We start from the raw sequence: 24,561 nt of genomic DNA, 5'->3' as shown, positions 1-24,561 counted from the left end.
CAGCATCAGCAACTTCTCGGCGTACGCCTGAGCCTCCGCGACTACAGGATCGACGTCAGGGTTGGTGGGCGCAGACATCGTCGTCACTGCCTCTCTTCGAACTGTTGCTGTGTCGGAGGGTTACCCCTAAACCGATGGCCGTAACTACCTCGTCGGCCCGAATCCACGTACGTGCAGAACCCGATTCCGATGGAGGGGCAGCGCTCCTCGGGCGAGTGGGTGAGGTTCACCGGTGAGGACTGACCGCGCTCGGCGGCCGTCGAGATCGGAATCGACTTCGGGTGCGATGTCGAGATCTTCCCGGATGCCCAGCGCAGGAGGCGAACAGCCGAACCAGCGGCACACACGGGTGACCCTGTGTGCCCGTCGCTTCTCGTTGATGCCCGACAATTTCGGCAGAGACCGGCTGAAAGGACAATCGGCCCCAGTAGGACCGCTCGACCGGCGCGGCCCCTTCATCGGCACCGAGGATGCGAGCCCCCGCAGGTATCCACGAGGTAAGAGACGTGTCGCCTCGGATCGCCACCAGAGTGCGGTCCTAGTGTGCTGTGACCCGTAGCTTCCGGCTCGTGATCTATCTCACTGGAATCGGCATATGCGCGGGCGTGGCGCTGCTCCGTACGGTCGAGTCCGGACTGGATCACCACAGGAGGCGCAGATGGCGAACGTTTCGGTACCGCAACTCTGGGGCGGCGATCTGCCGGTGACATTGGATTTCTACCGCACCCTCGGCTACACGGTCACCCGGGAGATGACCCGGCCATACACCTATGGCGTGGTGCGGCGCGACGGATTCGAACTGCATTTCGGGCCGACACCGAAAGACATCAGCGCGGAGCAGGCATATATCGGCTGTCTTGTCGTGGTGGACGAGGTGGCCCGCTGGCATGAGAAATTCAGCGTCGCGCTGCGTGCCCGCTTCGGCCGGGTGCCCGCGCGAGGATTGCCCCGCATCACTAGATTCCGTCCAGGCCAGACCCGGTTCACTGTCGTCGATCCCGTCGGGAACTCCGTCATCTACTTGCAGCACGAGGTGCCGAAATTGGAATACGGTGGGGCGCAAGAGCTCGCAGGCCTGGCCAGGGCAATGGACAACGCACGCAATTATCGCGAGTTCAAGACCGACGACGATGCCGCCGCCCGTGTACTCGAGACTGCCCTGCGCCGCCACGGGGCGTCCGCGAGTCCCGCCGACCGGGGCTGCGCCTTGGCCATGCTCGCTGAAATCGCCGCTGCCGCGGGCGACTCCGATCGCGTCGCCGAACTCGTCACCGAGATCTCCACACTCGACCTCACTACGGAGAACCGAGCGGCGATCGCCGCGGAACTACGCATGGTCACCGATCTGCAGCACTGGCTCACAGACCAACCTTGAGCAAGAACCAGACATTGTCGGCTTCGGATCGGTCATCGGGAAGACGGTGCGGGTGCACGCTCGTCGATCGCCGCGGCGATCTCGACGCCGCGTTCGTCCTGACTGACAACCAGAACTGCATCCATCCAGCAACGGGCAACGACTCACTGCACACGGAACGGTGATGCAGTCGCTGCAACATTGCCGTCGGTGAAGTCTGCAACCATTTGGTCTCGGCATAGTGGCTGGGAACAGCAGCCGATTTAGCATGTGAGTTCCGGTTCGATACGTCGTAGCAGCGAACATGGAAGAGGCCGGCATGGTACGTGTCCGACGCGCACGGTATTCGCCGGCCAGATGCCGATGGGGTCCGGACACGCGGTGGTGACCGGCATCGAGCGGCCCGGGCGATGCTGTAGACCAACGTGCAGCAAATCTCTCGCACCATGCCTGCGATCGGTCGGACTTCTAGGCGCGTGTTCCTCGTCGATCGTCTGTCGGTGGCCGGTTCGAGGGCCGTCGGCGATGTCCGTGTGATACCTCTCGAAAGGAATTCGGATGTCAGAGTCCGGTAACAGTGGATGCCCGGTCGATACGAATACACGGGGCACTCTTCGCCCGGAAGCGGTCGGCGGTGTGCCGGACTGGTGGCCCGCTCAGCTGTACCTTCTTTTGCTGCAACAGAATCCGCCGAGTATCAATCCGATGGGCGGCGACTACGACTACGGCGCCGAGTTCGAGACGCTGGATCTGGATGCGGTGCGCGCCGATCTGGAGGCGTTGTTCACCGATTCGCAGGAGTGGTGGCCGGCCGACTTCGGCAACTACGGGCCCTTCCTCATCCGCATGGCGTGGCATGCGGCGGGTACTTACCGCACCGAGGACGGGCGCGGCGGGGCCGGCCATGCGATGCAGCGGTTCACGCCGATCAACAGCTGGCCCGACAATGCCAATCTCGACAAGGCCCGGCGATTGTTGTGGCCGGTGAAGCAGAAATACGGGCGAAAGCTGTCGTGGGCGGATCTGATGGAGTTCGCCGGAAACTGCGCCCTGGAATCCATGGGTTTCACAACGATGGGATTCGGTGGTGGGCGCGTCGACTGGTGGCAGGGTGACGAGACGTGGTGGGGCCCGGAGACCAGTTGGATGGCCCCCAGTGAGCAACGGCGCAATGCGCGCCGGGAGCTCGATGTTCCGCTGGCGGTGACCCAGATGGGGTTGATCTATGTCAACCCCGAAGGGCCCGACAGTCGACCGGACCCGGTGGGGTCGGCCGACGACGTCCGCCAGACTTTCCGCCGGATGGCGATGAACGACATCGAAACCGCCGCCCTGATCGTCGGTGGACACACCTTCGGCAAGACCCACGGTGCGGGGCCACAGGACCTGGTCGGCCCACCGCCCGCAGCCGCACCGTTGGAACATCAGGACCTTGGATGGAAGAACGCCTTCGGCACCGGAAAGGGCGCAGACACCACGAGCAGCGGCATCGAGGTCACCTGGACGCCGACCCCGACACAGTGGGACAACACGTTCCTGGAGAACTTGTACGGCTACGACTGGGAGCCCTACAAGGCCCGGGTGGACTGTGGCAGTGGCGGCCCAAGGACAACGCGGGCGCCGACACCACCCCGGCTCCCGACAACCCGAATCGCAAACATCAACCGCTGGGTTGTGGGTTGTCCCTGCAGCGGTTGATCTATACGGCGTGGTCGGCGGCGTCGACCTATCGCGGCAGCGATATGCGCGGCGGCGCCAACGGTGGTCGGATCCGCCTTGCCCCGCAACGAAACTGGGCGCGCAACGAACCCGACGAACTCGCTCGGGCGATCACCGCGATCGAGCGGGTGCAGCAGAACTTCAACCAGGCACAGACCGGCAACGTCGCGGTGTCGTTCGCGGATCTCGTCGTGCTCGGCGGTGTGGCGGCCATCGAACAGGCGGCGAAGGCGGCCGGTCATCCGGTACAGGTGCCATTCACACCGGGCCGTGGCGATGCGACCCAGGAGTGGACCGAGATCGATTCGTTCGACTCACTTGAAGGCTTTGCCGACGGCTTCCGCAACTATGTTGCCAAGGGCGCGCCGATGCAGCCGGAATATCTGCTGATCGACAAAGCAAGCCTGCTGAACCTGTCCGTGCCGGAGATGACGGTGCTCATCGGCGGGATGCGGGTGCTCGACGTGAACTATCAGCAGTCATCGCTTGGCGTGTTCACCAAGACGCGGGGTGCGCTCACGAACGACTTCTTCGTCAATCTGCTCGACATCAGCACCGAGTGGAAAGCCGACGAAGACGATGCCACCTTCATCGGCGTGGACCGCCGCAACGGCGCCGGCGCTGGACCGCGAGCCGGGTCGACCTGGCCTTCGGCTGGGATGCTCAGCTTCGGGCCGTGTGCGAGGTGTACGCCGCGCACGACGGCACCGAAAAATTCATCGCCGACTTCGTGGCAGCCTGGGACAAGGTGATGAATCTTGATCGCTTCGACCTGCACAGCTGACATTCACTCCCACCTGCTCGCCGCGACAGTCGGGGCGAGCGGGGACGTGTGACACCGTGCACGCCCACACGCAGGGGCCCCAGCGAAACCGCCATCTACGGTCGGCGCGAGTTCATATCCCGGCTATGACGCGAGGATGACGCGATGGTAGATCTTGCTCAGGACCTGGTGCTACTGCTCGCACGAATCTTGGTGAGCGTCTCATTCTTCGTGAGTTCGCGGAAGAAGTTTCGAGATATGCGGAAATTCGCTGCCGGCAACGGTGTCCCGATACCGGTGGCATACATCGTCGCTGTCGCTGAAATGTGCGGTGCAATCGGGCTCTTCTTCGGGATATTGGCGCCCGCGGCCGCTGTCGGCGCGATGTTGCTCATGGCTGGAACCACCACCATGCACACCGTCAAATGGCACAGCCCGTACTGGGCTTCCGAGGGCGGCTGGGAATACGACATGATGTTGTTGGCGCTGGCCGGCACAGTCGCGGTTTTCGGCGCTGGTTCGATATCGGTGGATGCCCTGGTGGATTGATCCAAACTAGTGCGCTCCCCGCGCAAGAAGGGGTGAGCCCATCGCACAGGCAAGAGCGGCCGCACTGAAACTCGCTGCTCTGCTGACCGAAGAACACGGCAGGCGGTCGGAGAACAATCCGCGTGTTATCGCGGTACAAAGAGCAAGGCCCCCTAGTTGCTTCCCATCGTTTCCCGCCGTCCTGGCCCCAGTCTCGGCAGTACGGGCTCCATGGACGCAGCCTGTGGTGCAACCAGATCGAGTACATGAAGGTCGCCCAGAGCGCATCGACCGGCAGTGATACCACCCGTGGTAGGCCGACGGGGTGGACGAGGAACGCCGGCATGGTGATCATCGCCAGGACGATGGGTAAGGCTTCGAGGAAATGAAGCGCGGTTACGGTATCCGTTCGGTCATCCGGTACTGAGGGGCTCTACTCCACAGCAGCGGGATCGCCCGACGATATCGCGTGTACGGCCGCTCGGCGATCACCCGGCCTGCGCGGTCATTCGGTGAGGCTGGCACCGAAGACGCGCAGCTCTCGATAGGCCACCCGGAAGCGTGCCCGCTCGTGCAGCGACCCGGGCTCGCCGTCGTGGGCTACACGGAACGGCTCGTCGGCCTCGATCGTGACGACGGGCGCCTGTAGCTCCCGGTATACCTTGGAGTTGCGCATCCGCCCGCTGATCCACGACAGCAGTAGCCGCATCGTCGCGAATCGGTGACCGTCCTCGAGATAGCGCACATCGAGCACGCCGTCGTCGAGGCGGGATCGGCGGCCCGGCACGAAGCTCGGTGCGCCGTACATGGAATTTCCGAGGAAGAAGAACGACACCGTGGCGGGGCGGCCCTCGATGCGAACCTTCACCGGCGAGGTGTGGCGCAGCACCTTGCGCAGTGCCCGGATGGTTGCCGTCACCCGCCCGATCCGGCGCCGCTGATATCGCGTTCTGGTGCGGACGAATTCGGGGTAGGCGCCGATGCTGGCTGTGTTGAGCAGAAGCGTGCTGTCGTTCAGCCACACCACGTCGACGCGGGCGACCCGGCCCTGCCGGATCGATTCCACCACCGCGGAAACGGTGTCGCAACCGACGTCTTTCGCGAAGTGGTTGAACGTGCCTGCCGGAAACACCGCGAGCGGCTTGCCCGTCGCCACCGCGTGTGCGGCAAGGGTCGCGACGGTGCCGTCGCCGCCCGCCACCCCGAGGAAATCGGCCCGCCGCGCCGCCTGCGCGGCCACCGCCTCGATGTCGCAATCCTTGACGAGCTCGATGATCTCGGCCTTCGGGAGCTCCTTGCGGATCTGCTGGGCGACGCGCCCGCCGGTGCCGTCGCCGGAGGCGGGGTTGAGTACGACGACCAGTCCCGCGCCGTCGGGGTCGGTCGCGATCCGCTCGACGGTCGGCGGCGGAATCATGATGCGGCTGTCGTCGACCGGCGGCACAAGTCGTGCGCCCGCGATCGCGATGCCCGCGCCGACGGCGAAGCCCGCGAGCACGTCACCGGGATAGTGCGCGCCGGTGGCGACCCGGGACAGGCCGACCGCACCGGCCAGACCCGTCAACAGGTATCCGGCGGTGCGGTTCTCCAAACCGACGCCGACCGCGAAAGCCGCCGCCACCGCGGCGTGCCCGGACGGGAACGAGGTGGAGGTGGGCTGATGCCGGGCACGCGCGAGCGGTACGGTGTCGAAAACAGGCCGGATGCGGGGATATATTCGCTTGAGCCCCTGGTTCACGACAAGGCTCGTGACAGCGATGGACCCGAGCCCGCGCGCCGCGCCGCGCCGCGAGGACAACCCGCCCAGGCCGAGTCCGGCGGCGATGACCATCCACAGTTTCGAGTGGTCGGCCGCCGCGGACAGCGGGCGCATCGTGAGGTCGAGCAGTGGGCTGGGGGAATCGGCCACGGCGTCGAACAAACGACGGTCGAGATCGCTGAGTCCCTCGTGGAGGGTTCGGAGCGGATGCGGCACCGGCTCGGGCATAGCCCCGAAAGTACCTTCTCACCCGGTCGTCAGACGGGATTGACCGCGCTGGTGCGTTTTACCATGAAGTTCAGAATGTCGCGGCTCACCTAGCTAACCGAATTCGATGGTGTTGCCTCACTCGCACATTCGCGACTCTTCTGTAGATCCGGGCCCAAGCCGATCGCGCCCGCAGAAGGTCGCTGAGCACCGACCGAGGTACCGGTAGACGGTGCCGATACTGACCTCGGCTTCGGCAGCGATCCGGTTCATGGAGGTCTTGGCCACACCCATCGTGCCGAACAGCCCCGCAGCGGTGTCGAGGATCAGCTCGCGTTTCCCGGGCGCGATCCTGGCGAGGCTGCCAACGCGGAACCGGCTTCTCCATTCTCACTGTCTCGAGGCTGATCCAAGATAGCGCGGCGTCGGTCAGGCGGCCGACAGGCGAGTGCCGCGGCGCCAGATCGACCGTATGTCGAGGGCGTCAGAGAGGCCCTGGCGCCGGCCGCTCCGCTCACCGGACTGTCCGGACCTGCCTCATGGGTCGGTACACAGATGGGCCGCGGCTGTGTACCGACCGTGATGAAGCGTTGCCTCTCAGTAGGAATCGCTGACTATCGGCAGGGTGAGGCCCTCGCCGCTCGAGAAAGTGACATAGCCACTGCTACGGACGGAACGCGCGTTCAGGGTGCCGGTGCTCCACCCGAAATGGTAGTCACGGCAGTCCAGTGAGCCGCTGTCCTCGCTGCGGCAGTCTTTCGGTGGGGGTGGAACACTGCAGTACCCGACATTGCCGGAGTTCTCGGGAAAGTAGGGGCAGTCCTGGTTCCCGGTCTCGCCTGCCCGGCGTGGACTGTAGTCGTTGTGCAGAGTGATGACGCGTGCCGGACGCTCTACCCATTGCCCTGCCTCGAAGTGTTCGACTTTTATCGAGGACCCGGCATCGGCGCCGGCGAGAAGATAGTCGTGCACGAACGCGGTGATGGTCGCGCGCCGGTATCCGTTGCTCGTACAGCGAATGGCCTGTGCGGCAATTGTGCCGTCCGTCGGCAGTGAACCTTCGTCTCGACAGTCGGGGACGGGATCGCGCCGAGAGGCGCCTTGGGCGTTGTCCTGCCAGGTTTGGTCGCGAGTCTCGGGCGTCACGCATACGTGATCGTTCGGCACAGCCTCACGCCAGACGAAGCCGGGTCGGCACGTGTCGGGCCCGTATGTCCCTCCGCCGGGTTCTCGTCGGGCGTCTGCTCGGGCGTTGTCGTCCCAGGCTCGGCTTCGAACTTCCGGTGTCACGCAAACGCGGTCGCCCGGTACGGCTTCGCGCCAGACGTATCCGCTGGAACAACTATCGGGGCCGAACGCTTCTGCGCTCGCCACTGGCTGCTGAGACACCAGACCCACCATGGTGATCACGCCGAGAAGTGCGGTACGAACAATTCGGTGCATTTTTCTGTCCTTTTTCGAATACGAAACGCGAAATTCCGTCGAGAGTTGTTCAGGCTCGGTAGATGTGGAACTCGAAATCCCAGTTGCCGCTGTTGTCCGATTGCATGCTGTCGTTCTGGTCGAGGACGACCCGGGCCGGGGTCGCACCGGTCCACTGGATGCACAGGCTGTTCGCGCCGAGCCAGAAGTACCCGGGCAGGCCGTCCCACCCCGCGATCAACCCGTACTTGGGGCCGCCGGGCATCGGCCAACTCGGATAGTCGTCGACCGGCGCCGTGTCCGCCCAGCCGGTGCCGTTGGGGTTGTAGGACGGATCCCACGGCCAGTGACCGATCTTCATCTCGCCGTCGGTCCACTGCACTCGGTAGAGGTCACCGGCCCCGATGGTGACGGTCGGCACGTTGTAGAACTCGAAGCGATAGTCGAAGACGACATCGCCCTGCTGGCCTGCTCGACAGCGATCCATCGCCTCCGCAGCGCCGGCAACGGCAGGCGGGGCCGACAGGGCCGAGGAGCCGAAGGCGACCACGAGGAACATCACGAGTGCGGTCATCCGAGCTCGAGCCGCAGGCGCGCTTGCATCGCGTCCGACGGGAAACTCTGCGCGGGAGCGGGTTTCCGATGATCTCGATTCCGAACGTTCACCCGGAGTCGAGTGGGGACTGACAGGAGTTCTGGATCTCTCGTTCATTGCATCTCCGACTGCGAAATGTATACCGGCCTAATGGATTTCGCTTCACTCGAAGCGATGCACCCAGTGTCGGTCGAGAATTCGGCTGCTACCTCACGGCTGGTCGCGGAGCCGCTCGAGACTTCCCGGGACCGAGCTGTGCGGAAACCTTGGTTGCGGTCCGCGGTCATCTCTGGATTCATCGACAAGACGGGGACGTGGTGGAAGGCAGGTAGCTGGTGGCAGTGACCGATCGACGGTGGATCACCGCCGGACTGAGCGCCGCGGCGACCTGTGCGGTGGCGGTGTGGGCCATGCTGGCCTCGTGGTCTGTCACTGCCCCCTACTGGTGGGAAGAAGCGCCGCCACGACTGGTGGGGATCGTGGTGTTGGTCACCGGCATCGCGGTGTGGATTCGGTTGCCATCGCCGCGAGTCGGGCGATTGATCGTGCTCGGCAGCGCGTTGTACTACGTCCAGTTCTTCAGGGCCGCCGACGGTTTCCTGTTCACCTTCGGCTTCTGCATGGCGTATGCGTGGACCGCAGTCGCTGCGCATGTTCTGCTCACCTGGCCTACGGGCCGCCTCGGCGACACGATCGACCGCGTCTTCATCGCTGTGGCGTATCCCGCTGCGATCGGAACGCAGGTCGTTCGATACCTCGTCGACCGGCCCCGAAGCCCGTGGGCGCTGCACGTGGACCAGAGCGGAACCCTCTGGGGCACTATCGGCAGCGCGAGCGCTGCGGTGCTGTTCCTCGTGGCCATCGGGCTCGCCGTGCGGCGTTGGCTGTCGAGCCCCGTTCGATACCTGCCCTCCGGTCCGGTCTCGGTCGGAATCGCACTCGCTGCTTCGGTCAAGTTCGCCGAAGCGGTTGCCAGCGTGGTGTCGACCTCGTTCTTCCCGCGCCTGGCGTTGGGCTGGCTGTTCACGGTCACCACAATGATCTTGATGCCGGTGCTCTACTTGGTCACCTGGCTGTATCGGAAGTTCGGACACCGACGCGTCATTGATCTGCTGCTGTCCCTACAGGACGATGTCGCAACGCTCACCGATCCGCTGTCCCTGCAACGGGCACTCAGTCGCACCCTTGGTGATTCGACATTGCTCGTGGCCTACCGCCAGGACAGCGGTGGGTATGTCGATGTCCACGGCCGGCCGGTCACGGTGGAAGACAGCCGACCCGGCCGAGCGATCACTCCGCTGCGACGCGGTGAGGCGATCATCGCGGTGATCGAACACGATGCCGTGTTGATGGAGCGTCGCGAGCTGATCGACGCGGCACTCGCCGCAGTCGGCTTGGCCGTCGAGAACACCCGCCTCTATGCCGTCCTGCAAGCTCAGGTCGAGCAGATCCGTGCCTCCCGGCTGCGGTTGACCCAGACGGCATTCGAGGAGCGTCAGCGAATCCAGCGTGATCTGCACGACGGCGCCCAACAACGATTCTTCGTTGTTCTCATGCTCCTCGATCGTGCACAACGGCTGCTCCCCACCGGCCCCGACTTCTCGGCCGATGTGCATGACAGCCTCCACCGCGCGCACGCCGAACTCACCGAGGCGCTGCGTGGACTGCGTAACCTCGTGCAGGGCATCTACCCCACCGATCTGGCCGAACACGGCCTCGCGACCGCGGTGAGCAATCTCGTCGACCAAGCGCCGACTCCCGTCGACTTCGCGATCACCGAAACCCGCTGGGCTCGCCACATCGAAATGACGGCGTATTTCGTGATCAGCGAAGCGCTGGCCAATGCCTACAAACATGCCGACGCGACATCTGTTCGGGTCGACGTCGCTTCCCGGGACCACTGTCTGGTCACCACCATCAGCGACAACGGCCGCGGCGGTGTCGAGCACAACGGGGGACTGGGCTTGGCCAGCTTGCGCAACCGTGTCGACGCCGTCGGCGGAACCCTGGCCATACACAGCCCCCACGGCGGTGGAACAACCCTCACCGCGACTTTCCCACAGTCCGCAACGCGTCAACCCATCGAGAAACCGGAGCACTTATGAGAGTTGTCATCGTCGAGAATCAAGGCTTCTACCTCGATCTCCTGACCGACGCCCTTCGCGGCCGTGGCATCGAGGTCGCCGGGCGCGCCGCCAACCGGGCCGAAGCCCTCACTGTCATCAACGACACGGCGCCGGATCTCGTAGTAGTCGACATCCGCCTCACCGAAGCCACCGACGACGAAGGGTTACGTGTCGCTGAAACAGTCCGAAGCCAGTACCCCGACGTCGCACTCTTGGCGCTGTCCGCCTACCTTCTGCCTGCCTACGCCGAGCGGCTGCTGGTCATGGACGCTGTTCCGCGCGCGGTCGGGTATCTCGGTAAGGAACGGCTCGGCAATCTCGACGAACTGGTCCAGGCATTTCAACGGATCACCCGCGGCGAAGTCGTGATCGATCCCCTCATCATCAGCCAGCTCATGGCCCGCCGCCGCACCAAGAACCCACTCGACAATCTCACCCCCACCGAACGACGCGTCCTGGCTCTGGTCGCGGAAGGTTATTCCAATCTCGGTATCGCGCAACAACTCAACACCAAGATCAATACCGTCGAGCACCACGTTTCCACAATCAAGGACAAACTCGGTCTCGTCCAAGCCGACGACCCGGCCCGCCCGCACGTCAACATCCGAGTCCTCGCCGCGTTGACCTACCTCCGCGGTAATCCACAATGAGACACCGCCGCCGTCGCCCGGCCCTACACCGATGCCCGCGTAGCCAGAATCTGCGCGGGCACCAGCGAGGTATGAAAAATGATCATCGCCAGGGACCTCGGTGTGGCGTGAAACCGGAGATCGGCCGGTCAGAAGCGCTCGAGGTCATAGAGTTCGGCCCCGGAGGAATCGGAGACCGACGCGTGATCGGCATCCGAGAACACGACGAGGTAGGTGGCACGATTGGAGCTTTGGGTGACGCGTAGCGAGTACCTGCCTTCGGCGTCGGGTTTGCTGGACATCGAGCACGTCATCGGGCCGCCGATGTCGAGCGGTCGACCGTTGTTGTAGTAGAACCCATCGCAAGCGCCGCCGTCGGAACCGAAGGTTTTGGTACCGGTGCCGTCGGAGGCAGACCAGGTGCCGGACATCGTCTCGGCACCGCCGACCTGCTGCGTTTCTTGTTGGCTGGTCAGCTGGTTGGCGGAGAAACCGAGCAGCGCGACCACCCCGATGACGACGAACGTCGCGAGGACCGGGTGGCGCCTGGCCTGGTTGACGACCTTGTTCCTGACATTGACCGGGCCCGAGGCGTGAATATCGCCCGCTACACCGAAATTGCCGGAGTAGGTGCGCGACCCGGCATCGGACGGGACGGGAGACGGAGCCGGGGTTGCGGTCAGTCGCGCGAGTTCGGCACCGAATCGGCTGTCGGCGGCGACCGCCGCCGAAATCGACCGTTCCACCGCGACCTGGGTTTCCGCGGACACCGCGCCGTCGGTGGCGCGGGCCTCGTAGAACAGTTGTTGCACGGCCGGGTCGCCGCCGAGCTTGGCGACAACAGCCTGGCGCACCCCATCGATCGCGAGGTCGAGTGCTCGGCCGGTGATTCCGTTGATAGGTTGCCGGACTCGGCCGGCCTTGCCGATCGCCCAGGCGACCAACATGGCCACGGCAATTTCCACGGTCATCGCGTATTCACCTTTCCCGAATTGCGGTGCGCGCCGCAGTGGTCCGCGGCGCGCCGGTTCAGCCCCATGTGCTGGAGTCCCAGTCGACGGCGTTGTCGATCTGCTGTGTGCCGTTGCGGCCCGCCTTGCCTCCGGTGTTCTTGCTGAATCCGAAAGTGCCGCAGTAGGAGTCCACTTCGGTGCGCACGCCGATAGTGTTGGCGGTCGACAGCGTTTCGAGGTCGTGGGCGGACAACAGGTCGTCGAGGGTTTCGTTCTGTTCCTCGTAGCTCATCGCCGCGAACTCGGAACAGGTCACCTTCGTCGGGTCCTGCCCGCACGAGACGGACGCCAGGACCAAGACGATGCCTACCGTCACCGTGGTGACGCCTCGGAATGTCATCGGCGATCCACTCCCGGTCATCGACTCAGGCCCGCGAAGAGGACGAGCCCACCCACGATGGGCAGCGCGTAGAACCAATCCGTCATGAAGTAGCTGCCGCGCGAGAACGCGATGTAGCCTCCGTATCCCATGGATATCAGCCCCAGCACGATCGCCACGATCGCGCCCGAACCGTAGAAATTGAATCCGGCTACACAGAGCGTGATTCCGAATACCGCTACGAACAATGCGTTGACATATCGCATTCGATTACCTCTTATCCGTTTCCGAAGGGCAGGGTGCGCATTCGAGCGCACCCCGCCCGGCGCCCGAATCGGCGGGCCTTCTCGTGACGACGCCGTGGGCGTTGCCGCATCGAGAATGCACTGCTGCGGTGGTGTCGGGGCATGTGGCGTGGAAACGCTGAAATACGCTGAACACCACTGGAAACGGAGAGGTAGCCCTCAGGCGAAGAGGGTAGGGTTCCCCCAGGCCAGAGCCGGTAGCTTGCTTGGACGCCCGACGGCCGCACCCAATCCGGCGAGCATCGGATTGGCGACCGTATCGGGACGATAGGCGACCAGGCGTAGCCGCAGGACATCGCTCACGTCGTAGCGGATCCGCGCCGGTTCACCGTAGGTCACCTCGACCTGTTTCTGCGCCTCGCCGTCGAGGAAGACCTGGAAGTAGCCGATCTGGCGCGCGTCGACGGCGTCGTCGAGGATTCCGACCAGGGTCTCGAACTCGTGGAACGACCGGCGCAGGTTGTACTCGATCGGGCTACGCGGGTCGCCACAGAAATTCGCACAGCGGTGAACAATGCTGTTGCCGTAGTGGATTCCGTTCAGATCGGCTCCGGTGATCTGCAGATCCGGTCCGCGCGTGATCGGGTCCAAAGCGTCGGTGAGCAGTCGTGCCTTGCGCTTGCGTGGTGCGACATCGGCAGGCTGTGTTTCGGTGCGTCGGGTGCCGAACCGCGGCCCGACCCACGTGCCACGAGGCGGCGCGGGATGTTCGGTGACTCCGCTGAGCGCCGCGAGCAGATCGTTGACGCCCTCGGTCGTGAATTCGCTGATCTCATACCGGGTGGTGGAATGAGCGGTCAGGAAGACCGGGACCTCGTCGACCGAGCGGCCAGGGAGGATGACCGGCAGAATTCGCCGGGTTTCCCTCGGGCGATCCCTCGTGATGCCGTCGCGGATGATCGCCGCCTCGAACTGTGCGCCCCGCCCCTCGTCCGCGGCGGCGGTGCCGTCCGCACGGCGTTTGTAGGCGGGAGAGGCGATGACGAGCACGAAATCCGCCTCGGTCAGTTGCTCGATGGCCCACAGCGACCAGTCGAGGCGCTCCTTGTCGTCCCAGACGTCGAGCCGGACGTCGACGCCTGCCTCGCTGCGGAGGAACGTGCTGAACTCGCGTACCAGCTCCTTGTGCTCGGGTGAGTCGTGCGAATAGGAGACGAACACCCGTGGTGCGCTGTCCGAGGCCGGCGGGCCGGCCGAGTCCAGCTCGGTGCTCACTGGAGCGAGGTGGGCTGCTCAGCAGCCCGTGTCGGCGTCGTCGTTGTCTTGTTCCTCATGTCGTCCCTTCTGATCTTCGTCCCGAAGATGTTCTGCCCGAGTGGAATACGAATCGCGCGGCGCGCTCGCCACCCTGTGGCGAAGTCGGTGACGGGCCAGAATGGTAGGCGACGTCGACCTCGTCGCGGATTGGATTCACCACGACAGATCCGCCACGGTGTCCAGAGCCCGCACCAACCGGGATCCCGCCGCGACGGTCAGATCCCAGGTGAGTGGCAGCGGAAGTATGCGGTGGTGGTGGTCGACGGTGCGCACGGCCAACGCGATCGGCGCCTGGGTCGGGTACAGCAGCGGGAACAACAGCGTCAGCACGAGCGAATCGGTGCGCAGAGCGACCGCGATATGCACGACCCCTTCGACATCGGCGGTTCTCGGTGTGGATACCGATGCGCCGAGTGTTGCCGCGAGTCTGGCGCAGTCGCGTCCGATCGGCAGGATCTGCACCCGGGCGGGACGAACCTCGACCGCGCCCAGCGTGGTCGGCGTCGAGACGAAGACGGACATGACGCCGTTGGGCAGGAGCACGTGGTGGTCTTCGGTGCGCTGATTCTGTCGGGTCACAATGGGCGTGACATACCTGCCCAGCCATGGCGTCAGGCGCAGGCAATCGGCGAACGCCACGAGGTCCGCGGCTGACGGATGCTCGGCGCCCTCGGTGTGCGAGTGCACGATTCCCTTCAATTCGAGGTCGGGTTCGACCAACTCGACGCGCGTGAGGGCGCGCTGGAACGCCACTGAGAAACGGAAGGTCGCCGTCGCCGAAATAGCGTCCGGATCAGGAAGAAATGACGTGATCAGTGGCATTCCGAGCGGACCGAGCAACCCGCCACCACGTTCCGGCGGGTGGGCGGCGACGTGCTGGTCGATGGCGGTGAGGGCGGAGTCGACGATGGAAATGTGGCGGAACATCTGCCTTCACGCGCCCCGTTGGGCGTCGGGGCCGAAATCGTTGCCGCCCGCGGGTAGTCGACGGCGTCGCGCAGCGGTTCGCGCGTGCAGCGGCACGGTCGTCACCTGCGAGAACTGGCGATCGAGTGGCTCGTCTGCCCTGTCCACCAGCAGAATTCGGCCGTCGGAGTCCATCACCAGGCCGTACGGACGGAACGGATCGCACCTCGGCCGCGACCCCGCCGCATCGACGGGGACGTCATCGTGAGATCTGGGTCTGCTCATCGCCTCGGACACGGGCGTCTCCTTCGGTAGACTGAACCGTCATGCCAGCACGGGCGAGGTGCGGGGCGCCCGGAGATCTGGAAAGCGCTCGAAAAGCCTGCAGGATGCTGCGCGGTCCCGAGCAGGAGGCTGACTGTGGGCGGCAAGAAGACAACGCTGAAGTTCGCGCGATTCGCCGCCGAGTTGAGGGCCGCCAAGCTACGCGCCGAGCGGACTTCCGGCCCGGTGGCATGCAGCAAGGTGGCCAAACTGGTCGGTGTCTCCACCAGTAGCGTCTACGCCTACCTGCGGGGAGAGACCCTGCCCGATACCAAGCGCCTCGACGAATTGCTTGCGGCGCTGAATATCTCGGGTCCCGATGCCAAACGGCTGGCCGATCTGCGGGAATCGCTCGAGATGTGGCATCGGGGTGAAGGTGCGGGTGTCGCGCGCGGCGCGGAGGACTGCCCCGAGACCGAGTCGACCGCACGAGAGGTGTTGCGGCACAACGATCTGCCGCGCGACATCGCGGTTCTGCACGGCCGGGAACGCGAGCTCGACGAGGTGATCACGCTGGTCGGTGACGGCGGCACGCTCTGCGTTCTGTCGGGACTCGGGGGAGTCGGCAAGACCGCGCTGGCGGTTCGTGCCGCGCGACACCTGTTGTCACGGTTTCCAGACGGCTGCCTCTTCTTGGACCTGCGCGGTTACGCGGCCGGGCCGGTCGTGGCACCGGCGGTAGCCGCGGGCGCGCTGTTGCGGCAGATGGGAGTTGCCGCCGAATCGATTCCCGCTCAACCGGACTCGCGGCTGTTGCTGCTGCGAGACAAGCTCGGTGCGGGAAAGTATCTCGTCCTGCTCGACAACGTCGTCGACTCGGCGCACGTGGCGCCGCTGCTGCCGGGAGCGGGTGCCTGCGCGATCATCGTCACCAGCCGCGGCACGCTCAACGGACTCGACGAGGTGGACCGAGTGCCGATCGGTCGGCTGAGCGAGGACGATGCGCTCGCGCTACTCGATCGCCTCACCCGCGGGCTGCCTCCCGGGCGTGTACCGAGCGCTTCCCAGCGCGCCGCGATCGCGCGCCAGTGCCACGGCCTGCCGGTGGCGATCCGGATCGCCGCGGCGATCCTGCGCAGCGAGATGTGGCCGACGGCCGAGCACGGCGAGCCACTGGTCGCGCTGGAGATGCTGCACGACGGTGACCGTGATGTCGAGTCGCTGTTCGAGTACTCCGTGGTCCGTCTGCCACCGGAATCGGCGCGGGCGTTCACGGTACTCGGCCTGCACCCGGGTACGAGTTTCGACATCGGGAGCGGCGCCGCGCTGATGGGCATCGAGCCCGCGGACATGTGGCGGCATCTGCGCCTGCTGATCGAGGTGAGTCTGCTCGAACCCGCCGCGCGCGGACGATACCGCTGCCACGATCTGGTCCGCGAGTTCGCGCGCCGCCGCGCCGCCGTCCACTGCGATCGGGCCACCGCGCGGGCGGCGCTGGTTCGTCTCGTCGAGCATTACACCGCTTTCGCCGACGGCATGGACAGAGTGCTGACCCCGTCCCGGCATCGTGGCGAGATGGCGCCTGGTCCGCGTCGAGTCGCGGCGACAGAACCGACGTACCAGGAGGCCATGCTGGCGATGACCGCCGAGCGTGACAATCTGGCCGCCGTGGCCCGCGCCGCGTTCGAACACGGCCTCGACGAGCAGTGCTGGCAGATCGCCTTCGCGGTGCGCGGGTTCGCGTTCATCGCCAAGGACATCGAATTGTGGACCGAGACCCATGAGCTGGCCGTCACGGCCGCCGTGCGGGCCGGAAACCAGTATGCGGAGGCTGTCACCTGCAACAATCTCGGGCTCGCCCTGATGACGGAGGGCGAACCTGCGGCGGCTGCCGTGCGTTATGAGCAGGCGCGGGCGCTGTTCGTGCGGCTCGGCGACCGGCACGGTGAGCACACCGCGCTGGCCCATCAGGCGTGGGTGCATGTGCACAGGCGCGAGTTCGAGCAGGCGCTCGAGCTGAGTCTGCGCGCCCTCGCGTTCGCCGATCTGCATGGTGCGCCGCGAAATCGGGCCATCCTGTTGCGGGACACGGCCCTCATCGAGGTGAGCCTCGGCAGGCATCTCGACGCCTTGCCGAGGCTGCTCGAAGCGGCGGAGATGTTCCGGACGTTCAACCTGTTCGCCGACGAGGCCATGACCGCGAACGTACTCGGTGACGCCTATCTGTCCCTCGGCGATTTCTCCGATGCCCGAGAGGCTTTCGAGCATGCTGTCGCCCTCGGGCAGATGGCCTGCAGCGCCGCCGAGCAGGCTCGTGGTCACGCCGGGCTCGCGAAGGTCGCCGACGCCCGTGGCGAACAGGCGGTGGCGCGACACCATCGGCGCAGCGCGATCGACCTGTCCACCCAGGTGGGCGACCCCGTTCGGGTCACGGAGATCGTGGCCCGATCCGAGGCGGTCGAGGCTGCGCCGGCCTCGGCTGGAAGTCGGCTGGAGGACTCTGTAATCGCCTGAACGGCAACCCTATCCAGATCCGGGCGCGGCGTGGCTACCGTGAATTCCGTGAACATGGTGGCCACTCTCATCACGGCCGTGACGACCGTCGCGGTCGCCGGACTAGCCTATCTGCTCAACCAGCGCGGCCAGCTCGCCCAGGAACGGCGGCAGGCGCGACTGGTCAGGATCAGCAGGCAGATTCGTGAGCTGTACGGTCCGCTGCACGTCATGGTCGACATCAACGAACGCATCTGGGAGAAGCTGCGCGAAGCGCAGCTTCCAGCCGCGGCGCACCGTCGTCCTGATCTCGCCACCGAGACCTGGCGGCGGTGGCGAGACCACGCGTTGATGCCGGTGAACCGGGCGATGCGCGATCTGATCATCGAACACGCCGATCTCGTACCGGATTACGAGGTTCCGGAACCGCTGCTGAGGTTCTGTTCGCATGTCGCGTCCGTCGAGGTGCAACTGGCCGCCGAGTCCGACGGTGTGCATGTCCGCCCTCTGGTGCCACACCCGGGTGCCGCATACGTGCGCTACGTACGCGACACCTACGGGCAGCTTAAAACCGAACAGCAAAAGCTGGTTCGTACGGCGCACTAATTCCGACCGTCCAGAATTCATTTCCGGGCGGTATCGGTTTGGGGTGCGCAATATCGCCGAAACGGTTGCGGCAGAACGAATAGTGCCGTATTCATCTACCCGGTGAGCCTTGCCCGGCAACGCTGCCGCGAACCGGCTCATCACCGTCTTGAATCTGGACTGGAGCACGTCTTGAGTTTCATCAAAGCGAGGCCGTCGCGATGGCTGGCCGTGACAACGGTTTCTGCTTTGCTGGTGGCCGGCCTCGCGAACGCCGAGGGCGCACTGTCGTTACTGGAACGGTTCACCTCGGCGGACGAGCGTGCCCTGCCCACCGTCTCCCCGACATCGGCGCTTCCCTTCGCTCCCACGTCGAGCCTCGCCCCATCCCCGGGGGTCGCGCCTTCGACGGGTGCCCGCGCGGCCGGGTGGTACGAGTTGACCTCGTACCGAGCCGTCTCCTGGAACAACGGTTTCGACCCGGTCGATCCGGTTCGAATCGGATCGGCGAGCTTCCCGAGCAGCATTGTCGGCTACTACCCGTCCACGTCGTCGGACCCCATGAATCGCGCGATCTGGACGATCGGCGGCACATGCGATCGGTTCTCGGTATGGATCGGCAAGGACGCTGATTCCGGTTCGTCCGACGGAATCGGTCGATTCGTCGTGCAGGCCGATGATCGTGAGGTCTTCACCGGCGAGATGACGATGGCCGACGGCGCTCGCGAGGTCGCCGTCGACATTTCCGGTGCCATCCGGCTGACGTTGTTCGACACGAGAAGGTCCCAGGATGCGAAGAATGCGTGGGGCCGGCCGAGGGTGCACTGCACGGAGCCGCCCGGGCGTAAGCGCTGAGACCGAGTCGGTAGGGAATTCGTTCGCACCGGATGAAACTTTGGCAAACCAGCAGCAGAGTGCGTCCCACCGCGCTGCGGAAAATGGAAGAGAAAAATGAACCCACGGATCGGAACAATCGAAAGAGACCGCGCGATGACGCTTCTCAACGAGCATCAGGCAGCCGGGCGCATCGACCTCAGGGAATTCGATCTGCGGGCGCAAAAGATCACCGCTGCCGCCACCCAGGCCGACTTGGACGCCATCTTCGCGGATCTGCCGTCGCCGGTGAGCAACCGACGTAATCCATTGCTGCTCGCCACCGTCGCGTTGGGGATTACCTGCGTCGTGCTGGTCGGCGCGGTGGTGGTACTTGCCTCGCAGCGGTCGTCCGCACCGGCGAACGACACGGCGGCGCCGGTTTCGGTGACCGCCCCGCGTCCGAGCGCTGTAGCCGCCGCGCCGACCACTTCCCGATCCGGCACATCGACATCGACATCGGCTGCCGGGTCGACCTCGGGAGCTCTGTCGGACGTGAGCACCGATGCCGTGCAATACGTGATGGACTTCAAACCTTTGTCGGGTGGGGAGTCCGCGGATCTCGAGTTCGGGCCGAGCCGGGTGTCGGGAACTTCCTACAGCCGCTCTGTTCTGCTCTCGCCCTACCGGAAGGATATGGCGTTCGTCGAGTACGACCTCGGACGCAAGTTCACCCGCCTCGACGGTGTGCTCGGCGTACAGGACGATTCGACGCCGAGCGACATCGCCGTGCAGTTCCAGATCTACGCCGACGGAACGCTACTCACCGACGTCGTGGTGAAACTCGGTGCCTCTGTGCCGATCCATCTCGAATTCGACAAGCCGTTGCGTCTGCGCCTGCAGGTGACCGATACCACCGGGGGTGCCTGCGTGGGAGTCTTCGGAGATCTGCGCGCAACCCGGTAGCGGATGGTCAGCTGGGTCCTGTTCGACCGACTGTCGGGCCGGCTCGGTCACCTCGGCGTCGCCGGGACCGCGTCGTCCGACGGCCGCGCGCAGGTCGGCGACGAACGAGCGTGACTGCCGGCCGGTCTTTTTCCGGGTAGATCCGTCGCGAGGCCGGATCGGTGAACCATCGGTAGATGAAGTTTCTCGCGCGACCGTGGTGCGCGGAAGGGTCGCCGAGCATCGCGACCGCGAGCGGGTTCTGGGCCAGAACGGTGTGCAAGTCGGTACTCACCATCGCCGGGGTCACGTCGATTCACTTCACAGCGACCGGGTTCGATGCTGAACAGAAATGAGTTCGCCGATCCGGGCGACGTCGGGTTCCTCACGCGCGACGTTCTCATCGAGCGCGTGGAGCCACTCCGAAATGAGGGCTGCGGTGACGCGCGGCGCCTCGACCTGAGGATTGTGACCGGCGTCGTCGAGGATCGCGGCGGTCATCTTCGGGTAGTGGTCCAGCAGGGTGAGCTGATCGTGCCGGCCGACGAGCGCGTCACGGCGGGTGGTGACGAGCAGGTGGCGGCCAGGGTGCGGTGCGACGGCAGTCTCCGGAGGCTCGGACAAGAGGAACGCCGCTTCCAGTTCTGCCGCCGCGGACCGGTCGTGCGCACGCCAGCCCGGAAGGATGTACTCGCGGAACTGCTTCCAGCGGATTTCGTCCAAGTTCGCCATCACGAGTGCGAACAGCTCACGCTCGTCGGATGGGAGCCCCGGCCAGGAAGTCGTCGTCGGAGCTGAGCGCGGTGACGTAGGGAAGCGTGCGGTCGGCACCCCACCGGACGACCGGCACCAGCAGCGTCATTCCCAAGACCTGATCACCGAACGCGGCGGTGACTGCCCGCGCGATCTGACCGCCGAATGACTGTCCGACGACGGCGAACCGCCGATCACCCACGAGGCGGCGGATATTCGTGATCACGGCTTCAGTCACCGTAGTCGCACTGGTGGTGCCGGCCGCTCGTGGACTGTGGCCGTGGCCAGGGAGATCCAGGTAGATCCTGCGGAATCCGGGCCACTGGAGGAAGGCGGCTTCGAGTGGCAGGAGAACGCGGTGATCAACGGTGTACCCGTGGATCAGGACCACCGGGATGCCGTGTCCGTGGTCGGTATGCCAAAGTTCTGGAGTCATGCCGCAGAACGTAGAACCTTCACACTTACGGCAAGGTCAACCGTGCTGTGACGAGGACAACGCCTGTACTGCGTCGAAGTAGCTGTCGATCGCGTCGCGGTTGCGGATCAGGCACTCGATGCGTCGGGTCATCTGGTCGCGTTCGCGTTGCAAGGTAGCGAGCATTTCGGGGGTCGCACTGATCTCGCCGGGGTGTTGGTCAGCTTCGACAACTCGCCGATACTCACGTGCCCACCCTCGTTCCTGATCCGACTCGCGTCCATTCTCCACGTCCTCGAAAGGGCCGCGATCAGGAATTGCGGAACTCGGATGTGCGGTGGCGGCGGTGCAGCTCGCCGATCTCGGTGCCGTCGGCGGTGTTGAACGCGGCGAACTCGGGTGACTGTGATCTCAGCTGTCGGTGCGTGAGGACCGGCGGTGCCCCGTGTCCTTTCTCGTGAAGGTGTCACAGCTGGATCGAGGAGAGACGATGACGAGCAGGGTGCGAGTGGCGGCTGTACAGGCCGAGCCTCGGTGGCTGGATGTGTCCGCCGGCGTCGACCAGGTCATCACGTTGATCGAGGCCGCGTCGGAGCAGGGCGCCCGGTTGGTCGCCTTCCCCGAGACGTTCATACCCGGGTTCCCGTGGTGGATGTGGTTGCGCGCGGTCGAGTGGGACGGCGACATCCTCGCCAGGTACCACGCCAATTCGATGACCGTCGACGGCCCTGAGCTGCGCGCGATCCGCTACGCCGCACGCCGCCGAGGCGTCCACGTCGGACTCGGCTTCTCCGAGCGAGCCGGGAACCGCGTATTCATGTCCCAGGCGCTGATCGACGATCAGGGCGACATCACCGTCTCCCGCAAGATGCTGCCCACCGCCCTGGAACGCAGCGTGTTCGGCACGGCGGACGGGCCCGCGCTGCTGCGTGAGACCGCACTCGGCACGATCGGGGCGCTCGGTGGCGCCGACCATTTCCTGTCCGGCGCGTGCGAGGCGATGCAGCGGGCGGGCGAGCACATCCATCTGGCGTCCTGGCCCGGATTCACGTTCTGCCGCGGTGACACCCGGATCGACGCGGCGGAACTGAGCACCGCTGCCAGCCGCCGGTACGCGCGGGCGGCTGGCAGCTACCTGCTGGCACCGACCGCGGTAGTCCCGGTGCGCGGATGGCAGGCGGCGGCGGAGGGCCGCGCCGACGTGCTGCACGGGGGTAGCGGTGTCGCTCGGATCCTCGGCCCCGACGGTCACGACCTCGCGATCCCGATGAATCCCGACGAGGAAGGGCTGCTCGTCGCCGACCTCATCGTCGCCACCGCGCGCTATCGCCCCGACTTGCCGTGCGCCGACCGCGCGCTCGCCTGACAAATCCGCGACACACCCCACGGTTTGCGCGCCTCGGTGCGACGACGACCACTAGGAAGTGTCATGGTCGGGCTCGGATGGGACCGACGACCGAGAACTTCCGGGTCTGACTGCAGCGCCCTCCATCGATGCGGTGGGTGACATTGGCACAGGGGTAGAGATCGGTGCGCGCGAGACCGGCCCATGAACCCGCGAGGCCAGTCGATCGGGGAGGTCGCTGTGCTGCTGTTGATCGACCCCGATCGGGAGTCGCCATCCGCCGAGGGAGTTTCGCTAGTAGCCGCGGCGAGGATCGGTTGGTTGGCGTGTTGCCGGCGAGCGTTTTACTCCATCGGAGATCGTCGTGTATCGGAAAGGGGAGTTCGCCAAGCTGCGGGATCGGCGACGGCAAATCTGCGACCGGTCACTGAGGTCGGTACGAGCCGGATGAAGAAGTTCTTCGCGCCACCCTGCCACGGGAACAGGGGGAGATCCACGGTGTCCATCAGGTCACCGATTTCACGAATCCCTTCAGCGCGCCCTTTGACTACTACGCTCCAGGCTTCGTGGGGCTCGGGCAGGTAGCCGTCGGCCTCCAATGCGACGCGCGGATTCGACAATGCGGCGGACATCTTTGTACCTGGCGCGGATCTGAACACGATGGTTCCATGGTCGAATACGTAGTTGAGCGGGAAAATATCCGGGTCGTCGTCCACCGACACGGCGAGGCGACCGATTTCCTTGGTGCGGAGCAAGGCCCAGCATTCGTTGACAGCGAGTTCTTCGGCTTTCGGGTTGTCGTTTTCCATTTCTCAGCCTTTCTGTCGTGCACGTCGGCCGATAGTCGTCTTCCTCAGGAACCACTTCACAGTGTGCTGGATTCAGTCCGGATGCACGACCACCACCGAGCAGTCGGCGTGCTGAACCAACCAGTTGCTGGTGGAGCCCAGGAGCAAGCCGCGGAAACCGCCGCGACCTCGACTGCCGACCACGAGCAGTTGGGCAGACTTCGACCACTCGGCCAGCCGTTCGCGTGGCCCGGACACATCGACTTCGCGACGTACCACCACGTCAGGAAATTTCTCGGACCAACCCGCCAGACGCTCGGCCGGCAGGGCCTGCTCGGCCGCTTCGAAACCTGCGATCGGCATGTCGAGGTAGTCGGTGCCGCCGTACTCGCCTTCGGACAGATCGCTCCAGGCGTGGACGGCGACGAGTTCGGTTCGGCGGTACCGAGATCGAGCGGGTGTCGGCGGTTTCGGCGAACGCCAGCGGGTACGCAATGCTCCGTCGCCGTGCCTGTCCGTCGGTAGGCGAGTCCTGCACCCGATCAGCCTAAACGAGCTCGTCGCACCGCTGGCTCACGAAGGCCTCGACATGGCCGGCGGATCGGCGTCTGTCCACCCACAGGCGGATCAGGACCGGTTACTCGAGGATCTCTCAGATTGACCCGTGTTGAAACGCCCACGCGCTCCTGCCTGCGGTTTCACGACTCGCACGGCTCGGGTGCAGTGTTAACCCACATCTATATGCGCAGTTCAGGGAGGTAAATCAATGAAAAGCGTTGTGTCCGGAGGGCGATTCGAACATTACGCACACCGTCTGATTCGGCGGACTTCTTTGGTGATGGACTGACGACACGAACGCCGTGAAGCCGTTCTGATCCAGCGGTCTTCTCCGCCAACCGTCCGCTCCGTGGGCGGTTGGCGGAGGATTGGAACCTGCGACCGAAGACGAGCGTGCACATAGATGACTATCTGTACGTCCTGAATCTATCGAACCGTTCCAGAAATTTCCTGTACCAACCTGCATGCAAATCGTAGAAAAGCCCGCGATGAAGTCGAGTAGCGGAGCGGTGTGGGGGTCCCATATTTGCCTGGCGATGCTCTGACCACATCGTCTGTGTCGAACCGGGGTTGTGCCCCTCGGGATCCGGACGCGTGTGCAATGTGCACCGCGATCCGCGCCAACACGCCACGACTCCCCATGGTGACCCTACGAAGGGATGGCGATAGTGGAGGAAGAGTTCGTGCACCGACAACCGAC

The 24,561-nt window shown here is 65.1% G+C and carries 24 protein-coding genes and 1 pseudogene; 10 read left to right on the top strand and 15 right to left on the bottom strand.

Going from position 1 to position 24,561, the window contains the following annotated elements:
* Positions 1–658: 658 nt before the first annotated feature.
* The 3 genes and pseudogenes from ACWEVR_RS28815 to ACWEVR_RS28805 all read left to right on the top strand — a co-directional run bounded on the left by ACWEVR_RS28815 (position 659) and on the right by ACWEVR_RS28805 (position 4,385).
* A complete protein-coding gene (locus ACWEVR_RS28815) occupies positions 659–1,375 on the top strand; it encodes a glyoxalase (RefSeq protein ID WP_452469497.1) in 717 nt (238 codons plus the stop codon).
* Positions 1,376–1,912: 537 nt separating this feature from the next.
* Positions 1,913–3,857: pseudogene (locus ACWEVR_RS28810) on the top strand (peroxidase family protein).
* A 144-nt stretch (positions 3,858–4,001) separates the two neighbouring features.
* Positions 4,002–4,385 carry a DoxX family protein gene (locus tag ACWEVR_RS28805; RefSeq protein WP_452469496.1) on the top strand — a complete coding sequence of 128 codons (384 nt, stop codon included), beginning with the start codon at positions 4,002–4,004 and terminating at the stop codon, positions 4,383–4,385.
* Between the two features lie 484 nt (positions 4,386–4,869).
* On the opposite strand, the gene ACWEVR_RS28800 is transcribed toward ACWEVR_RS28805, so the two are convergent.
* The 4 genes from ACWEVR_RS28800 to ACWEVR_RS28785 form a co-directional block, all read right to left on the bottom strand.
* On the bottom strand, positions 4,870–6,351 hold the full coding sequence (locus tag ACWEVR_RS28800) for a diacylglycerol kinase family protein (protein WP_452469495.1): 1,482 nt from the start codon (positions 6,349–6,351) through the stop codon (positions 4,870–4,872).
* A 117-nt stretch (positions 6,352–6,468) separates the two neighbouring features.
* Positions 6,469–6,624 carry a TetR/AcrR family transcriptional regulator gene (locus tag ACWEVR_RS28795; RefSeq protein WP_452469494.1) on the bottom strand — a complete coding sequence of 52 codons (156 nt, stop codon included), beginning with the start codon at positions 6,622–6,624 and terminating at the stop codon, positions 6,469–6,471.
* A 303-nt stretch (positions 6,625–6,927) separates the two neighbouring features.
* Positions 6,928–7,497 (bottom strand): hypothetical protein, encoded by a 570-nt coding sequence (locus ACWEVR_RS28790; RefSeq protein ID WP_452469493.1) that lies wholly within the window; start codon positions 7,495–7,497, stop codon positions 6,928–6,930.
* A gap of 325 nt (positions 7,498–7,822) precedes the next feature.
* Positions 7,823–8,326 carry a hypothetical protein gene (locus ACWEVR_RS28785; protein WP_452469492.1) on the bottom strand — a complete coding sequence of 168 codons (504 nt, stop codon included), beginning with the start codon at positions 8,324–8,326 and terminating at the stop codon, positions 7,823–7,825.
* 356 nt (positions 8,327–8,682) lie between these two features.
* Here ACWEVR_RS28785 and ACWEVR_RS28780 point away from each other — a divergent pair, with 356 nt between their 5' ends.
* Together ACWEVR_RS28780 and ACWEVR_RS28775 are read left to right on the top strand one after the other, a co-directional pair.
* On the top strand, positions 8,683–10,452 hold the full coding sequence (locus ACWEVR_RS28780; RefSeq protein WP_452469491.1) for a sensor histidine kinase: 1,770 nt from the start codon (positions 8,683–8,685) through the stop codon (positions 10,450–10,452).
* Complete coding sequence (locus tag ACWEVR_RS28775) at positions 10,449–11,123, top strand: response regulator transcription factor (RefSeq protein WP_452469490.1); 675 nt, start codon at positions 10,449–10,451, stop codon at positions 11,121–11,123. The genes ACWEVR_RS28780 and ACWEVR_RS28775 overlap by 4 nt, the downstream gene beginning before the upstream one ends.
* Before the next feature lie 128 nt (positions 11,124–11,251).
* Here the strand turns inward: ACWEVR_RS28775 and ACWEVR_RS28770 are convergent, their stop codons facing one another.
* The 6 genes from ACWEVR_RS28770 to ACWEVR_RS28745 form a co-directional block, all read right to left on the bottom strand.
* On the bottom strand, positions 11,252–12,073 hold the full coding sequence (locus ACWEVR_RS28770; protein ID WP_452469489.1) for a hypothetical protein: 822 nt from the start codon (positions 12,071–12,073) through the stop codon (positions 11,252–11,254).
* 58 nt (positions 12,074–12,131) lie between these two features.
* Complete coding sequence (locus tag ACWEVR_RS28765) at positions 12,132–12,455, bottom strand: hypothetical protein (RefSeq protein ID WP_452469488.1); 324 nt, start codon at positions 12,453–12,455, stop codon at positions 12,132–12,134.
* Between the two features lie 17 nt (positions 12,456–12,472).
* A complete protein-coding gene (locus ACWEVR_RS28760) occupies positions 12,473–12,700 on the bottom strand; it encodes a hypothetical protein (protein ID WP_452469487.1) in 228 nt (75 codons plus the stop codon).
* 198 nt (positions 12,701–12,898) lie between these two features.
* Positions 12,899–13,954: an SEFIR domain-containing protein gene (locus ACWEVR_RS28755; protein ID WP_084466056.1), complete on the bottom strand. Its 1,056-nt coding sequence runs from the start codon at positions 13,952–13,954 to the stop codon at positions 12,899–12,901.
* A 195-nt stretch (positions 13,955–14,149) separates the two neighbouring features.
* Positions 14,150–14,923, bottom strand: a complete 774-nt coding sequence (locus tag ACWEVR_RS28750) for a Mov34/MPN/PAD-1 family protein (RefSeq protein WP_452469486.1) — start codon at positions 14,921–14,923, stop codon at positions 14,150–14,152.
* A gap of 6 nt (positions 14,924–14,929) precedes the next feature.
* Positions 14,930–15,199 carry a hypothetical protein gene (locus tag ACWEVR_RS28745; protein ID WP_452469485.1) on the bottom strand — a complete coding sequence of 90 codons (270 nt, stop codon included), beginning with the start codon at positions 15,197–15,199 and terminating at the stop codon, positions 14,930–14,932.
* A gap of 123 nt (positions 15,200–15,322) precedes the next feature.
* Here ACWEVR_RS28745 and ACWEVR_RS28740 point away from each other — a divergent pair, with 123 nt between their 5' ends.
* The 4 genes from ACWEVR_RS28740 (at position 15,323) to ACWEVR_RS28725 (ending at position 20,023) form a co-directional block, all read left to right on the top strand.
* The gene (locus tag ACWEVR_RS28740) at positions 15,323–17,680 is read left to right on the top strand and encodes a tetratricopeptide repeat protein (protein WP_452469484.1); all 2,358 of its coding nucleotides are present in this window, start codon (positions 15,323–15,325) and stop codon (positions 17,678–17,680) included.
* A 54-nt stretch (positions 17,681–17,734) separates the two neighbouring features.
* The gene (locus ACWEVR_RS28735; RefSeq protein WP_452469499.1) at positions 17,735–18,265 is read left to right on the top strand and encodes a hypothetical protein; all 531 of its coding nucleotides are present in this window, start codon (positions 17,735–17,737) and stop codon (positions 18,263–18,265) included.
* A gap of 102 nt (positions 18,266–18,367) precedes the next feature.
* Positions 18,368–19,099, top strand: coding sequence for an NPCBM/NEW2 domain-containing protein (locus ACWEVR_RS28730; RefSeq protein ID WP_452469483.1), 732 nt, complete (start codon positions 18,368–18,370; stop codon positions 19,097–19,099).
* 96 nt (positions 19,100–19,195) lie between these two features.
* Complete coding sequence (locus tag ACWEVR_RS28725) at positions 19,196–20,023, top strand: DUF1707 domain-containing protein (protein ID WP_452469482.1); 828 nt, start codon at positions 19,196–19,198, stop codon at positions 20,021–20,023.
* 7 nt (positions 20,024–20,030) lie between these two features.
* Here ACWEVR_RS28725 and ACWEVR_RS28720 read toward each other — a convergent pair whose 3' ends face one another.
* Genes ACWEVR_RS28720 through ACWEVR_RS28710 form a run of 3 tightly spaced genes read right to left on the bottom strand, consistent with a single transcriptional unit; the run spans position 20,031 to position 21,191 of the window.
* Positions 20,031–20,300: an MmyB family transcriptional regulator gene (locus tag ACWEVR_RS28720; protein ID WP_452469481.1), complete on the bottom strand. Its 270-nt coding sequence runs from the start codon at positions 20,298–20,300 to the stop codon at positions 20,031–20,033.
* Positions 20,301–20,323: 23 nt separating this feature from the next.
* The gene (locus ACWEVR_RS28715) at positions 20,324–20,734 is read right to left on the bottom strand and encodes an alpha/beta fold hydrolase (protein WP_452469480.1); all 411 of its coding nucleotides are present in this window, start codon (positions 20,732–20,734) and stop codon (positions 20,324–20,326) included.
* 16 nt (positions 20,735–20,750) lie between these two features.
* Positions 20,751–21,191 (bottom strand): alpha/beta fold hydrolase, encoded by a 441-nt coding sequence (locus ACWEVR_RS28710; protein WP_452469479.1) that lies wholly within the window; start codon positions 21,189–21,191, stop codon positions 20,751–20,753.
* Positions 21,192–21,660: 469 nt separating this feature from the next.
* Here ACWEVR_RS28710 and ACWEVR_RS28705 point away from each other — a divergent pair, with 469 nt between their 5' ends.
* On the top strand, positions 21,661–22,536 hold the full coding sequence (locus ACWEVR_RS28705; RefSeq protein WP_452469478.1) for a nitrilase-related carbon-nitrogen hydrolase: 876 nt from the start codon (positions 21,661–21,663) through the stop codon (positions 22,534–22,536).
* 323 nt (positions 22,537–22,859) lie between these two features.
* Here the strand turns inward: ACWEVR_RS28705 and ACWEVR_RS28700 are convergent, their stop codons facing one another.
* Entirely contained in the window at positions 22,860–23,324 is a 465-nt protein-coding gene (locus tag ACWEVR_RS28700; RefSeq protein WP_452469477.1) for a pyridoxamine 5'-phosphate oxidase family protein, read from the bottom strand.
* 72 nt (positions 23,325–23,396) lie between these two features.
* Positions 23,397–23,798, bottom strand: a complete 402-nt coding sequence (locus ACWEVR_RS28695; protein ID WP_452469476.1) for a universal stress protein — start codon at positions 23,796–23,798, stop codon at positions 23,397–23,399.
* Positions 23,799–24,561 lie beyond the last annotated feature (763 nt).

Source organism: Nocardia sp. NPDC003979 (genome assembly GCF_053605015.1).
Note: the sequence above shows the minus strand (reverse complement) of the source record. Positions and strands in the feature narration are given on the sequence as shown.